General features: G+C 33.9%; 11 protein-coding genes and 1 pseudogene. 4 read left to right on the plus strand and 8 right to left on the minus strand.

What is annotated here, in order from left to right:
* The first annotated feature begins 204 nt into the window (after window positions 1-204).
* Together msrB and WAX78_RS09705 are read left to right on the plus strand one after the other, a co-directional pair.
* Window positions 205-1,170: a peptide-methionine (R)-S-oxide reductase MsrB gene (gene msrB / locus WAX78_RS09700; protein WP_336482076.1), complete on the plus strand. Its 966-nt coding sequence runs from the start codon at window positions 205-207 to the stop codon at window positions 1,168-1,170.
* A gap of 138 nt (window positions 1,171-1,308) precedes the next feature.
* Complete coding sequence (locus WAX78_RS09705; protein ID WP_336482077.1) at window positions 1,309-2,376, plus strand: N-acetylmuramoyl-L-alanine amidase family protein; 1,068 nt, start codon at window positions 1,309-1,311, stop codon at window positions 2,374-2,376.
* Window positions 2,377-2,528: 152 nt separating this feature from the next.
* Here the strand turns inward: WAX78_RS09705 and WAX78_RS09710 are convergent, their stop codons facing one another.
* Both WAX78_RS09710 and WAX78_RS09715 read right to left on the minus strand, forming a co-directional pair.
* On the minus strand, window positions 2,529-3,971 hold the full coding sequence (locus WAX78_RS09710; protein ID WP_336482078.1) for an ArnT family glycosyltransferase: 1,443 nt from the start codon (window positions 3,969-3,971) through the stop codon (window positions 2,529-2,531).
* A 305-nt stretch (window positions 3,972-4,276) separates the two neighbouring features.
* Entirely contained in the window at window positions 4,277-5,314 is a 1,038-nt protein-coding gene (locus WAX78_RS09715) for an acyltransferase (protein ID WP_336482079.1), read from the minus strand.
* A 160-nt stretch (window positions 5,315-5,474) separates the two neighbouring features.
* Between WAX78_RS09715 and WAX78_RS09720 the strand changes: the two genes are divergently transcribed.
* Window positions 5,475-6,167, plus strand: coding sequence for an N-acetylmuramoyl-L-alanine amidase family protein (locus WAX78_RS09720; RefSeq protein ID WP_336482080.1), 693 nt, complete (start codon window positions 5,475-5,477; stop codon window positions 6,165-6,167).
* A 120-nt stretch (window positions 6,168-6,287) separates the two neighbouring features.
* On the opposite strand, the gene WAX78_RS09725 is transcribed toward WAX78_RS09720, so the two are convergent.
* The 4 genes from WAX78_RS09725 to WAX78_RS09740 form a co-directional block, all read right to left on the minus strand.
* Complete coding sequence (locus WAX78_RS09725) at window positions 6,288-7,886, minus strand: ABC-F family ATP-binding cassette domain-containing protein (protein ID WP_336482081.1); 1,599 nt, start codon at window positions 7,884-7,886, stop codon at window positions 6,288-6,290.
* A 509-nt stretch (window positions 7,887-8,395) separates the two neighbouring features.
* Window positions 8,396-9,217: a glycosyltransferase family 2 protein gene (locus tag WAX78_RS09730; RefSeq protein WP_336482082.1), complete on the minus strand. Its 822-nt coding sequence runs from the start codon at window positions 9,215-9,217 to the stop codon at window positions 8,396-8,398.
* Window positions 9,218-9,293: 76 nt separating this feature from the next.
* The gene (locus WAX78_RS09735) at window positions 9,294-10,748 is read right to left on the minus strand and encodes an oligosaccharide flippase family protein (protein ID WP_336482083.1); all 1,455 of its coding nucleotides are present in this window, start codon (window positions 10,746-10,748) and stop codon (window positions 9,294-9,296) included.
* Window positions 10,749-11,010: 262 nt separating this feature from the next.
* Window positions 11,011-11,523 carry an acyl-CoA thioesterase gene (locus WAX78_RS09740; RefSeq protein WP_336482084.1) on the minus strand — a complete coding sequence of 171 codons (513 nt, stop codon included), beginning with the start codon at window positions 11,521-11,523 and terminating at the stop codon, window positions 11,011-11,013.
* Window positions 11,524-11,980: 457 nt separating this feature from the next.
* On the opposite strand from WAX78_RS09740, the gene WAX78_RS09745 reads away from it, so the two are divergent.
* Complete coding sequence (locus WAX78_RS09745; protein WP_336482085.1) at window positions 11,981-13,135, plus strand: ArnT family glycosyltransferase; 1,155 nt, start codon at window positions 11,981-11,983, stop codon at window positions 13,133-13,135.
* Window positions 13,136-13,198: 63 nt separating this feature from the next.
* Here WAX78_RS09745 and WAX78_RS25165 read toward each other — a convergent pair whose 3' ends face one another.
* Both WAX78_RS25165 and WAX78_RS25170 read right to left on the minus strand, forming a co-directional pair.
* Entirely contained in the window at window positions 13,199-13,900 is a 702-nt protein-coding gene (locus tag WAX78_RS25165; RefSeq protein WP_413789188.1) for a methyl-accepting chemotaxis protein, read from the minus strand.
* 54 nt (window positions 13,901-13,954) lie between these two features.
* Window positions 13,955-14,503 (minus strand): annotated as a pseudogene (locus WAX78_RS25170) (protoglobin family protein); the annotation flags it as partial.
* Between the last annotated feature and the right edge of the window lie 80 nt (window positions 14,504-14,583).

Genomic DNA, 14,583 nt, shown 5'->3' on the forward strand with positions numbered 1-14,583 from the left:
TTGTTTATCCCGCTATTCGCTGGGCTACCCTAAGGTCTCGAGAAAATAAGGAAGATAGGTGTGGGATAACTGCTGGCATGTGTCCGATTGGTAGAAGCTTTTTATCATTAGGGAAGGAAACCCCTCCATAATGGGGGGAAGTTTCACTTTATAATTTATACTTTGATATGCCATACTGTAAGAAAAAGATAGTGGGGTGTAGAAATGGCTGTAAACGAGAAATATGAACTTGCAACATTTGCTGGAGGATGTTTTTGGTGTATGGTATCACCATTTGAAGAGATGGATGGCATTATAAAGGTTGTGTCTGGGTATACAGGTGGTCATAAGGAAAATCCAACGTATAAAGAAGTTTGTTCAGAGACAACGGGACATTATGAAGCTGTACAAATTACTTTTGATCCGAATCGTATGCCATATGAACAATTACTGCACTTATATTGGCAACAAATTGATCCAACCGATGCTGGAGGTCAATTTCATGATCGCGGACAATCATATGAAACAGTCATTTTTTATCAGGGTGAAGAACAGCGTGAAAAGGCCGAAGCATCTAAACTTGACCTAGAACAGAGTGGGCGATTTTCAAAGCCAATTGTCACGAAAATTTTACCGGCTACAACATTCTATCCTGCTGAAGAATATCATCAAGGTTATCATAAAAAAAATTCGTTTCGATATGCATTATATCGTCAAGGATCTGGGCGTGATGCATTTATAAAACAACATTGGCCAAAGGATAATTCTCATTTAAAAGAAAGCTTAACAGAGATGCAATTTTATGTTACGCAAGAAAATGGTACAGAACCGCCTTTTCAAAATGAATATTGGAGCCATAAAGAAGAAGGTATTTACGTTGATATTGTTTCAGGAGAACCATTATTTAGTTCATTAGATAAATTTGATAGTGGTTGTGGATGGCCCAGTTTTACAAAGCCAATGTTATCAGCAAGTATAAAAGAGAAAATGGATGTAAGCCATAATATGACGAGAACGGAAGTGCGCAGCAAAGATGCGGATTCTCATTTAGGACATGTATTCCCGGATGGACCAGGACCAAATGGTTTACGCTATTGCATTAACTCTGCTGCACTGCGCTTTATTCCTAAAGAGGATTTAGAAAAAGAAGGATACGGGGATTTTCTAATTTTATTTGGAAATAAAAAATAATCTCATTTTGAGGTTATTTTTTTTGTTTAATTTCTGTATAAAACCCATAATTAAAGGGAAAAATATTACATTTTTATGTTAAATTTTTCATTATTTTGATATTATAGTTAAAGTATTAATGTGAAGGGGGAAAAGGATATGAGAAAAAAAGTGCTAGGAATATTATTATCAGCTACATTTGTTATTCCAACTGTTTCTTATGCACAAACAGATGTACAAGCTTCTACAAATTCAAAAGATATAGTTGCTCAAGCGGTGGTTCAGAAAACAGGCTGGCAACAAGAAAACGGTCATTGGTATTATTACGGAGCAGATGGTAAGAAGAAAAAAGGCTGGTTTTATGATGGAAAGAATACATACTATCTAGATGAATATACTGGTGCGCGTCAAACAGGCTGGGAATGGTTCCGTGATGAGAAGACAGGGGAGTATAAATATTATTATTTTGCATCTGATGGAATTATGCAAACAGGTTGGTTACAGTTAGATGGTCATTGGTATTATTTAGATAAAACTGGTTTGCGTCAAACAGGTTGGATAACGGTAGATGGCAGTAAGTATTACCTTAATAGTGGCGGTATTGTCCAAACAGGCTGGGAATGGTTCCGTGATGAGAAGACAGGAGAGTATAAATATTATTATTTTGCATCTAATGGAGTCATGCAAACAGGTTGGCTGCAAGTAGATGGTAATTGGTATTATTTAGATGGTAATGGCTTACGTCAAACGGGTTGGTTGTCTAGTGGTGGTAATTGGTATTACTTGTCTAGTGGTGGTGTAATGGAAACAGGTAAAGTTAACATCGGTAACTATAATTATTATTTTAGTAGTAACGGTGTAATGCAAACAGGTTGGTTTTTAAGAGATAAATATTGGAATTATGCACTTTCAAATGGTGTATTAAAGACTGGTTGGTTACATGATGGTGGAAAATGGTATTACCTTAATAGTAGTGGCAATATGGAAACAGGTTGGGTTCGTGATGGTGACAACACTTATTACCTTGATAAGTCTACTGGTGTAATGCGAACAGGTTGGGTTTATGATAGTTATGATTGGTACTATTTAGATGGTTCAGGGGTGAAGCAAAGAGGCTGGAAATATATCGGGGGTAACTGGTACTATTTCAGTAGTTATGATGGAGCGATGAAATCAAGCACATATATTGATGGATATTATTTAGGACCTACTGGTGCAATGCAGTAAGAATAATAATAGAAAACACTCATGAAAGGTTTTCATGAGTGTTTTTACATACGTAATGATGGACAGAAGATACTAATTTAACGAGAAATAAAAACACCCGCTTTCTTAGTATTAGTAAGAAAATGGGTGTTTATTATTGTTTTAGAGTCATATTATTTTTTAGATATGAGCATCTTTTGTATCAATTGATGAGTAACGTATATACCATAGCTTTGAATAATGAAAAAGCTAGGGATGATGAAATAACGGTATCTTGTTTGCACTTCAATTAGGAAATGAACGCATACATACCCAATAATAAGAAGTAAGAATAAGGTATATTGAAGATTTTTTTCTTTTTGTACAAGCAAAGATAGTAATCCAACCAGGCCAAATAGCATAGTGGCAACGTATATGTATTTCTCATATTCCATAGATTTATCTTTTAAATTCTCTTTATTTAGCTGACCTAAGCTCCAGTAACCAGAAGCATCAATATCTCCCCACATATAGGCGAACTTATCTCCAAAGAGCTCTAACACTTTTCCCTTATCTGCAAGTCGTTCTTTAATGATTTTCATTTCTTCTGCTTTTCGTTCTTCACCTATCTCTAGACTCATAACACGATTTGCATCTTCAGCTGAGTATGTTCCTTTTGTTTCGTGATTAAAGCCTAATACAAACTTCCAAAGGGGATCACGATTTGATAAAGGATATTTTGTAATTCCTGCCGCCATAAAAGATGCGCTTATAAGATAATGAACAGTATAGAAGACAATGATGAGACCAACAAATTTCTTTGTTGTGTTGAACATTGTTTGTTTATCTTTTCCAAGAAAGCCATCAAGGAAGAGATAAATTGCTACTGCTAATAAAATGAGCATACCTAGGGGACGCATTACATCGCCAAATGATAGAATAGCGCCTATGAAAATCCACATGTACTTACTACTTAATCCTTTTGTTACTAATAAGTAGAAGCCTAAATAAAATAGAAAAGTGGCAAGATGTTGATTTGTTAATATAGAACTCATCACAATGCTCGGAATATAGAAGGCATATAAAATCCCAGCAATACGCCCAGACCACTCATTAAAAACCTTTGATGTAATGCCGTATACAAATAGTGTAGTTCCTGTGCAATATAAGATATTTAAAAGTTTTAGGATAAACGTACTGTCACCGAATAATTTTACAACAAAAGCTTCATACATTGTAAATCCAAGCTGATACACCCATGTGGTGTAATAGGAGGAAGTTGTAAAGCTAAAATCGCCTTTCGCAGCTTGTACAGCACTCTCATACATGACTGCAAAGTCAGATTCAATGGGTGTAGGGATTTTAATAATCCAAATAAGTCGAATCGTAAAAGCGCAAACTATTAATAAAAGAATAAAAGTAACCCGAGAGAGAAATTTATTAGCGAGGTAACTTAGTAAGATGAGTAGAGCCATAATGGATATAATAATTGGTCCACTTATAAGGGTTCTAACTTGTAAAACCTCTTTTATAGCCCAATAAGAGTTCCATATAGCAAAGGCAAAAATGATAAAACACAATACAATTAAGAACTTTCCTAATAAAGAGCTTAATCGGCCCCATTGTATATTTAACATAGATTTTTTGACACTCCTTATCACTGTGAGTTTCTAAGGTAAATCAACTACTTACATTCTTAGCGGTATGTGTAAAAAAAGTATACATATATAAGGATACTGTTTTTTTATAGTCAGGTAAAATGTTTTTCAAAAAAGAGCTTGAAATCACACAGTCTTTTACTTACGGTTCTGTTTTATATTCATAAAGTGAAACGTCTGTCGTTGGAAGGTTATTAGCAGTACAAATATGAAAATAGGCTGTTAAGAAGAAACTCTCAACAGCCTACGCATATAGTAAATTTTATTTACCATTATTTGTGCAATTATGGAACAAGCTTGTTTAGAACTGGAGTCTTTTTCAAAACCCATGCAATCATGGTACTTATGATTAACGTAATGATCACCCTACAAGGGATAGAGAAGATTGGGTGCATTGCATTTCCAATAGTTTGGAACAGATTATGTTCAAAAATAACAAGTATAAGCATGTGAACAAGGTAAATACCAAAGCTTGTTTCATTGATGATATTTCCAATAGGAGATAGCCGCTCTTTTCTGCGTGATATGTTGTATTTTCCAAAGATGAACAGTCCTATTGACACGAGTAATACGTTAGGTGAGAAATATTCATACCAGTATTCATCCAGTTGCCCACCGGCTTTTCTTGTATAGTAATATGTTAATGCAAATGTAGCAAATACCCCTAGTAGCCCCCCTATATAAGCTAACTTTCTCCATCTTGGTGTGATTTCGTAATTTGCTAAATAGTATCCTAGGATAAAATAACCTACATAATTTGATACATAATATAATTCAACGTTAAAGCTATAACCAAAGGAATGATTCATCCATTTCACAATAATAGATGCATAGAACCAAAGAAGTAGAAAATATTGAATATCTTTTCGAGAAGCATGCTTCACAAAAATTTTCACCAATGGTGTAATTAAATATAAACCTACTATCATATAAAGGAACCATAGATGGTAGCTAATACCGTTTTTTAGAAATGCTTTTATAAAAGTTTTAATAGAAAAATCAAAAGTACCGCGGAAATACCACCAATATATGAAGTAAATAATACTCCATCCAATTAAAGGAATAAATACTTTATTTACACGTTTCCAAAGAAATTGCTTGTATTCAATGTCTTTCGAACTGCTTAATAATAGTGCACCACTAATCATAACAAACATAGGAACAGTGAAGCGCGAGAGGCTTTCAAATAGATTTCCTGCTAGCCAGAATGACTGGTGATGATCATATAAATTCATTGTTACAACTGAGGCAGAAACATGGATTGTGATAACAGCGATTGTGGCGATAACGCGTAACCAATCCAGATATACAACTCGTTTCATAACTTTATTCCCCCAAATAAATTTTATCTTTAAAATAGTAATTATTCATTAAGTATAAATGTAGCATAAAATAGTTTGATTTCGTGAAAAAGATAGAATTGCCAAGTGAATATTGATAAAATAAGAAGAAATAATAATAATTTTGTTAGGGGATTGTCAGATGAAGAAAAAAATATTTTCAATCTATTTATTTGCTAGTCTATTCATGCTGACTGCTTTATATGGAGGAAATGTACAAGCTGAAAGTATAAGTAAAGCAGGAACAGTGCAACAAGTTGTGCAAAATAAAAGCGGCTGGGTAAAGGAATATGGATTGTGGTTTTATTATGAAAATGGTGCAAAAAAAACTGGTTGGCTTAAAGACGGCGGGCAATGGTATTACATGGATAAGTCAACAGGGTATATGCAAACAGGTTGGCTTAAAGATGGTTACAATACATATTATTTAGATGAAACAAGTGGGGCAATGAAAACAGGCTGGTTCTTTGATGGATATTCATGGTATTATTTTGAACAAAGTGGAGTACAAAAAAGAGGCTGGCTCCTTAATGGCGGAAGTTGGTACTACTTAGATCAAGAACTAGGTTTTATGCACACAGGTGAAGTGCATGATGGATATAACTTTTATTATTTAGATACGAAAAGTGGAGTAATGAAAACAGGCTGGGTATATGATGGATATGGCTGGATGTATTTCAATTCAAATGGAACAGGGCATACTGGCTGGTTAAAAGATGGTGGGGTATGGTATTACTTAGACCCGGATTTTGATTACATGGTAACAAGTTGGTGGCCTATTGATGGCAAATGGCATTACTTCAATAATAAGGGAGTTTGGCAGTATTCTGAATAAGCCTCATTTTAACTGAATATAAAAAATGCCTCTTGTATAGGATAATTTTCCTAATACAAGAGGCATTTTTTTATCTCGATATTCGCGGGCAGTAAGACTCCCACTGATGGAAGTTTCACTTTATTTTTGTGCAGCTTTTTCTGCCCATTCTTCTACGTTCCAAACTTTTGTAATCCAACCTTCATAAAAGTCTGGTTCGTGGCAAACAAGAACGATTGTGCCTTTATATGCTTTCATAGCACGTTGTAATTCTTCTTTTGCTGTTACGTCAAGATGATTTGTTGGCTCGTCAAATAATAGCCAGTTACTTTCTGTTGCCATTAATTTGCATAAACGAACTTTTGCTTGCTCGCCACCACTTAGTTGGCTCAATGGACGAGAAATATGCTCATTTTTTAAACCGCATTTCGCAAGCATTGCGCGTACTTGATGTTGATCTAAGTGTGGGAACGCATTCCATACATCATCAATTGGTGTAATGTTTTCTGCTTTTACTTCTTGTTCAAAATAAGCTGGCTCTAAGAAATCACCAAGGCTTGTTTTCCCGTTTAGCGGTTTAATTTTTCCAAGAATCGTTTTGAGTAATGTTGATTTTCCGACACCATTACATCCGACAATGGCAATTTTCTCACCACGTTCAATTGTCATTGTTAATTTCGGTAATAGAGGGTGTGTATAGCCAATTTCTACGTCTTCTCCTTCGAAGACAAAGCGGCTGCTTGCACGGCACTCTTTAAAAGAAAACTCAGGTTTCATAGCAGTTTCTGGACGATCAATACGCTCCATACGCTCCAACTGCTTTTGACGGCTTTTTGCACGCCCTGTCGTTGAGTAACGCGCTTTATTTCGTGCGATAAAATCTTCTTGCTGTTTAATGAATTCTTGTTGTTTTTGATATGCTTGTAAATGTTGATTTTTGTTGATTTCTGCTAGTTCTAAGAATTTTTCATATGTTGCTGTGTAGCGTGTCATTTTTGAGAATTCCAGATGGAAAATAACATTGACACATTTGTTCATAAATTCTGTATCATGGGAAATTAAAAGGAACGCATGTGGATATTCCTTTAAATAGTTTGTTAACCATTGAATGTGTTCAACGTCTAAATAGTTGGTCGGCTCATCGAGTAATAGCACTTCTGGCTGCTCAAGTAATAGTTTAGCAAGCAATACTTTCGTGCGTTGTCCACCACTTAATGCCGAAACATCACGATCTAAACCAATTGCATCAATTCCAAGACCGCGTGCTGCTTCTTCAATTTTAATATCTAATAAATAGAAACCACCTGCTTCAAGTGCATCTTGCGCTTCTGCCATCTGTTCAAGTAGTACTTCTAATTCTTCTGGTGATGCCGTTGCCATTTTTTCAGTAATTGTATTTAACTCTTTTTCTTTCTCAAATAACGGTAAGAACGCATCTGTTAATACTTCACGAATGGTTCTTCCGGGCGTTAAAATTGTGTGTTGATCTAAATATCCGTAATGCGTACCTGGTGTCCACTCTACACGTCCTTGATCATGAATAAGTTGCCCTGTAATAATATTCATAAATGTTGATTTACCAACGCCGTTTGCGCCGACTAAGCCAACATGTTCTCCTGCTAATAAACGCATTGATACATCTTTAAATAATGTACGATCGCCAAAGGTATGACCTAGGCTTTCAACTGTTAATAAGCTCATAGTGTCCTCCGCCCTGTTTGAAATAGTATCTTGAATCATGATACTAAATTCTTAAATATAAAGCTATCTTTTATCTTTAAATTATCACGTATTCCGTATGAATGGGAGATGTAACTTTGTGGGAAAAATCATCCCGCTACTCGTAGGCAGTAAGACCCCCACCGATGGAAGTTTCACTTTATGTTGTACTAAGGAAAAATATGAATTGTTGCAACTATCGATGTACCTTACAATAATGTAATTTTGTTGTAAGATAAATCGATAGTTGACTTCTTTTATATATTATACACTTTCGTTAACAAGGTCATATAAACAGTGTATAGATGGATAAATATAATGATAAATACGATAATACGTGCTTTATACCAAGATGATAATCATTATGTTATTCATCAATTGTTTGGAGATTATAAAAAATCCCCTTGTTTTTTGTAAGTTAAAACCCTATAAAGAAAAAGCAACTGTCCAACGCAGGACCAGTTGCTTTTTCTTTTATCCCGCTATTCGCGGGTAGTGACACCCCCACTGATGGGAGTTGCACTTTATTTTTATTTAAAGTACCCTCTCACAATTCCTTTTAAGCGATTTGCATGGAATTTTCGTTTATCGTTAGAGATGTTTTGCACCGTACGGAATGTAGCTGCAGCAACGGCACGTAAAAAATAAGGGAATCCATAATGCAAGCGAATGACTCTGCCGAAACCTCCAGCATAGGAAATTGCTCTTTTTAATGATTGCTCATTAATGACTTCTTCTTTTACGGGGTGATATACGAAAAGGTCTCTCTTAAATACACCTGTATATCCACTCTTCATACCGCGAAGTACAAAGTCCGTTTCTTCACCAGCTCCATAAATCGTTCCTGATCCAACTCCTAAGTCTTCATCAAATGTGCCTACATCTTGTACAAATTGCTTCGTGAAGAATAGTGCAAAGGAAGGTCCCATAAAGCCATATTTGTTATTTAAAATGATATCTGTTTCTGGCGCGTGTATTAAAGAGCCTGTCCCTTCTACATTTGTTGTATTAGTAGAGATAAAGTGAATGTCTTTGTTTTTTTCAAACGCTTCTTGGATGCTTTCTAATACATTTGTTTCGTAAATACAATCATCGTCTGGAAAAGCAATAATATCGCCATCAGCTACTTTTAATCCTGTGTTGCGTGCACGGGATAGACCTTTAATCGGTGTGTATATATAGTTGATTGAAAATTTTTCTTTATAGTCCTCAAATAAATCAGAGATTGGTGTGTCATTTTGATCGACTACAATAAGTTCAAAGTTTTTGTAAGTTTGCTTTTCTAACGATTTTAGTAAATCTATAATATCATCACGTCTGCCGCAAGTGGCCATGATTAAAGAGAATTTCAATCGTAACAGCTCCTTTAAGAAGTTTCGTTTGCATGAGAATTGAGGAAAAGATGCAGTATCCTTTCCTCATAATTTATTACGCCTTTTTAAATCTTAATTTTATTTTATTTAAAAACATAAAGAGAATTTCATCCTTTGTTATCAATAGGATAAGGGCATAAGCAAATATATTTATCGCAATTGTGATAACAGCAAATGATAGTGTATTTTTGAAATACATCTTTACAAGAAATGTTAACGGAATAAATGTTAGTGAGTAGAATAAATATTTTAATTTACCCATATCAAACAATGTGTAATTTACTTTTAATTTCTTTTTCACATACACATATTCTAAAACAATTAATAAGCAGTTTGCGATTGTTGTTGTGAAAATAGCAGTTGCTGGTGTGAAGACATGAAAGATAATTAATGAGATATCTAATACAAGGTTTGTGAAACCGCATATGAATAAAAAGCGAACTAAAATATGTTCTTTCTTCTTCACATAAATAATTTGGTTCGATAGAATCGACTCGATGCCTAAGGAAACCATGTATAGAGCAAAAATAGATAATGTATCCCCAGCAGATGCAAATTCCGCTCCACCGTAAATAACGACAGCTGCATGGGCAATTAGAATAAGCCCCATTGCAGATGGGAAGAGTGTAATAAAATATACTTTTGAAATTTTATTTAATAATGTTTCATATTCTTTTTCATCGGCATTTCCAGATAAGTAAGATAACCTAGGAATCGTAACTTGAATAACACTAACCATGAGCGTATTAATAATCGTCATCATTTGAAAAGCCATTACGTAATAAGCGACATATTTTGCACCTAAATTTTGAAAAAGTAAAAAACGATCTAATTGTGTATACAAGATATTTGCGTTTGAAAAAATAACAACTAATAGTAATGGTTTTAAGTGCGGAACGATTCTAATATTAGAGAAATCAAATTTTACTCTCCGCTTAATGTATACAAAGCTAGAAAAATGATTTAAAAATGTTGAAAGAGCTAATAATGCTGCAAATTGTTTATAGTCGTTTGCATTATGAACGATTATAAATAATAGTACAACGTAAGTTAATCTGACACAGATTGTTTTTATCGCAATAAAATCATAGTTTTCATGAGCCTCATTTACCCATTCTACATAGAACATATTTGCAATGAAGTTAAATCCGAAAATAACTAAAACAGGGAATATTTTTTCATTTCCATAACCGATGTAACTAAATAATAAGAAGGCTGCTAGAGCAAGCAAGCTTGTCGTTAAATTAATAAGGTAAAGGTTTGTAAAAAGCTGACTTACTTTCTTTTTATCATTTTTTATTAAGCTAATTTCTCTTAATCCATATTGATAAATACCAAATACAGCAAAAATGAAAAAGTAATTGAAAATTGTATCAGCCGAGTTTACAGTCCCCATTGAATCGGCTCCAAGCGCTCGATAAGCGTATGGTCCAACGAGCAGGGGGAGAATAACGTTAAAGATATTCAGTGTAAGCTTATACAAAATGTTTTTAAATAGTGATTTTTGCATAACTAGACCCTTCTATACATAATTTTATTGAGTATATGATTTGTGTTTTATCTATTACACATTTTGTAATTATACGATTTATTTCATGTTATGAGCAAATTTTTTTAAAAAGGATATATACCGCTATCAGTGTAACGTACGTAAACTTTTTAAAGCAACTTATGGGAATAATCATTCATGAAAACGGATTTTAAATGTCATATTGAAGATAAGAAGAAGTATGAGAAACCACCATCCCAATAGAGGATGGTGGTTTCTTTAATTATACATTCCATGGTTTTTGAATTGTTAGTACTTCTGCCATTTCTTTACTTTTTAATCGGTTCATTTTTCGTTTTTCGGCACGCTCGGCGCCTGTATTATATAGCCAGTGTTCTTCTTCTGTTTCAGCAATTACACCTGGTACAGAGGATGGTTTTCCGTCCTCTAATGCCACAAAAGTAATGAAACAAGTAGCAGCAATGCGGCGTTCACCAGCTAATAAATCCTCTGCCACGACTTTTACGAATACTTCCATAGAAGATCTTCCTGCATAACAAACGAATGCTTCATAGCAAACAGAATCAGTTTGATGAATTGGTGTTAAGAAGTCAACAGAATCGATAGAAGCTGTCACACAGTGCTTACGGCTATGACGTGCAGCTGCGATAGAAGCAATACTATCAATTTCTGCTAATAATTTTCCGCCAAATAATGTTTGATGGTTGTTTAAGTCATTTGGAAAAACACGTGTTGTTTTTATCGCCCTGGATTCTCTCATAAATTTCTTTTCCATATTATCTACTCCTGTTTGTTTTGTTCTAATGATATCCATAAGAACTCGATTTGTTCTGTTCATTATTTATAATAATTAATGAACAAAAGTTTCACTCTATATAGATTGTAGTGTAAAAGAGATTTCGCTTACATTGCAAGGAGAATATGTGATGTTACTAGCTTTGTCATAGAAATAGGCTACCAGCACGCCTTTTATTCGTGATAAAATCGTTTTGTTAAAAATATAAAGTTAAAGGAAATATATCCTTTAACAAAGGGAAAAAGAGGTGCCATACAATAGAATTATGAGTAATGTACAGATAGGCTTTCATTCTTTTTTTAACAAGATAGTAGTTGGACTCATGTTCCTCTTTTTTTTATATTCATTTTGGTATTCTTTTGAAGAGGTAAGCAATATTTTTGATATAAGCTCTTCCAGTTTAATAATTGTATTAGGTGTTTGTATCGTTTTAATTTTGCTGGCTACATCTATTTTACAATATCGATTTACGAGTAAACAATTTATTCTTTTTCTTATTTCCAGTACTGTGGTACTTCGCTTTCTAGCAATTGTGTCGATGGGATCCCCACTTGAAGGTGACGCGAAGGTGATGTATGAGGCCGCTAAGCAAATTGGGCAAGGAAATACTAGCTTTAGCGGACTAGAAGCTTTTGTACAATCACCTTTTATTATGTACGAATCCTTTTTTATTCGTCTTTTTGGAGATGCAATGTTTGTATTAAAGATATGTAATATCTTATATTGCGGGGCTACAGCCTTTTTTATTTACAAGCTTGCTTCTACGCTATTTCATGAAGAATGCGGCCGAATTGCAGCTATGTTGTATGCTGTGTATATTCCTAATATTGTACTTTGTTCCGTGTTAACAAATGAACATTTAGCAACATGTTTATTTTATTTTGCATGTTATTTACTTATACATAAAGGTTTAAGTCACTCGTATATGTGGGGAGCGGCCGCTTCTTTATTTGCCTTTAGTAATATGATTCGTCCGTTAGGTTTATTTTTGATTATAGTCCTTGTTATGTACCTTGTAGTGGTGGAAGTTTTGCAAAGTGCAGAACGAAAAAAAATGCTTCTTAAAATAGTAGGTGTATGCGTTATATTTTATGGTGTCCAATACGGAGTAAGTTACGCGTTGGCAAAGTCAAGTAGTTTACAATATACATTTACAAATGACCGGTATGTTCAATCTGTATTAGTAGGAGGAAATGAAAAAACAACAGAACGAGAGAAAAAAGGGTATACGGTGGATCTTATAAATAAAAAATTGAAAGAAATAGAGATAGATCAGTTTGCCTCTATTCAAAAGAGTTTAGAAAAATTACAGAAACAAGAAATAAAAAGCACCCTTATAAAGGGTGGCTACCTTATATATATAATGATTACAATATTTGTAGCAATTGCTATGTTACATCTTCTATTTCAAAAATCGGGAAATGGAAGCTATATGCTGTTTCTATTCGTTATAGTAGGTTATTTATTTGCAAGATTTATGAATACGCGTATTGTATATGATAGCATACTAGTCCCTAGTTTATTGATATTGCAAAGCTATGGAGTATATATAGTATATCAATATTGTCAAAAGCTGTTTTTTAAAAAGTAAAAGAATCCTCTAAGTAGGATTCTTTTTTATTATTGTATACTGTAGGTCTTTTTGGAGTTGTACTTATCGGTTTAATTCGGACATTAAACTATCAGCTGTTAAGGCCATTTTTGCAGATGCATCTTCGATTGTCTTTATCACAAGTGTAATTAATTCAAGTTCATTTTCAATTTTTTGATTTTGTTCTTTTGAGTTAAACATATCATTTACAATTTCTTCAAAATAGTTATCGGTTTCATTCATACTATTTGTTCCCTCAGAGACAAGGTTATTAATTTGTTCAACAGAAGATGAAACGTGTGTAATTTGTTCATTTGTTTTTTCAACAAGCTTCGTTACATTTGAAATGGATTCTTTTGTTTGCTCGGATAACTTGCGGATTTCTCCTGCTACAACGGCAAATCCTTTTCCAAATTCACCTGCACGTGCAGATTCAATCGCTGCATTTAAAGCAAGTAAATTTGTTTGATCCGCAATCGATTTTACAATATCAATAATTTCGTTAATCTTTTTCGAAATAACTCGTAGTTCTTGTGTATCTTGAATAATTGTTTGCATACTGCCTTGCATGCTTTCCATTCGTTGATTTTGAATATGAAGCTGCTGTTTTCCTTGAGTTGCTTTTTGTTCTGATTGTATTGCTAATGATGTACCTGTTTTTGCAATATCAATAATGTTTTCTGATTGTGTTGTTAATTGCTGAATAGAAGCACCTGTTTCTTCTGATACAGCAGCAAGTTCTTGGGCAATATGACTAATTGTCATTTGGGCAACTTCTTTTTCTTGTTCATGTTTTTTTCGAATTGCTTCATATTCTTGTTCGTATGCCGTTAAAACAATCTCCTGTTCGAGTGTAAAGAGTTTGTTTAGTACGTGAACAGCACAGCTGAAATCTTCCATTTTTGTGAATTTTTCTTCTAGAATTTTAATAATGGAACGGAATAATTCTTGATATGCAGATGTATACCACTTTCTATGTAAACCAATTTTTACATGTCTCCGCGCGATTTGAACCCGGCGTTGAATAAATTCTTCATCAATATTTCCGCTAAATAATTGTTCAATATGTTTTTTTAATGTTGCTTGTAATTTTTGAACGGAACTATATTTTTCAATAATATGTATGAGGTGTGGCTGTTTTGTAATATTCTCATAGAATTTCCTTGTAATCCAATCAAGTTGTTCATAAATAAAAGGTTGTAGTACTTTTATAATCTGTAAATCCTCTTTTGCTACATGCAGCATTTCCATCTGTACTGCTAAATCAGAATCTGCGGGTACAAAAAATGTTACTGTTTGACCTTTACTTTTCTCTTTTATACTCTTTTCTTTTGTTTGATTGCCTTCCTTTTTAAAAAGACTTAGCATAATTGTTCCCCCTGTATATATTTATCCTATTATCCCGGAGCAGTAAGATTCCATCTCAAAATTTAAATATGGAAGCCCTT

Source organism: Bacillus yunxiaonensis, from assembly GCF_037104695.1.
GTDB classification, from domain to species: Bacteria; Bacillota; Bacilli; order Bacillales; family Bacillaceae_G; genus Bacillus_A; species Bacillus_A yunxiaonensis.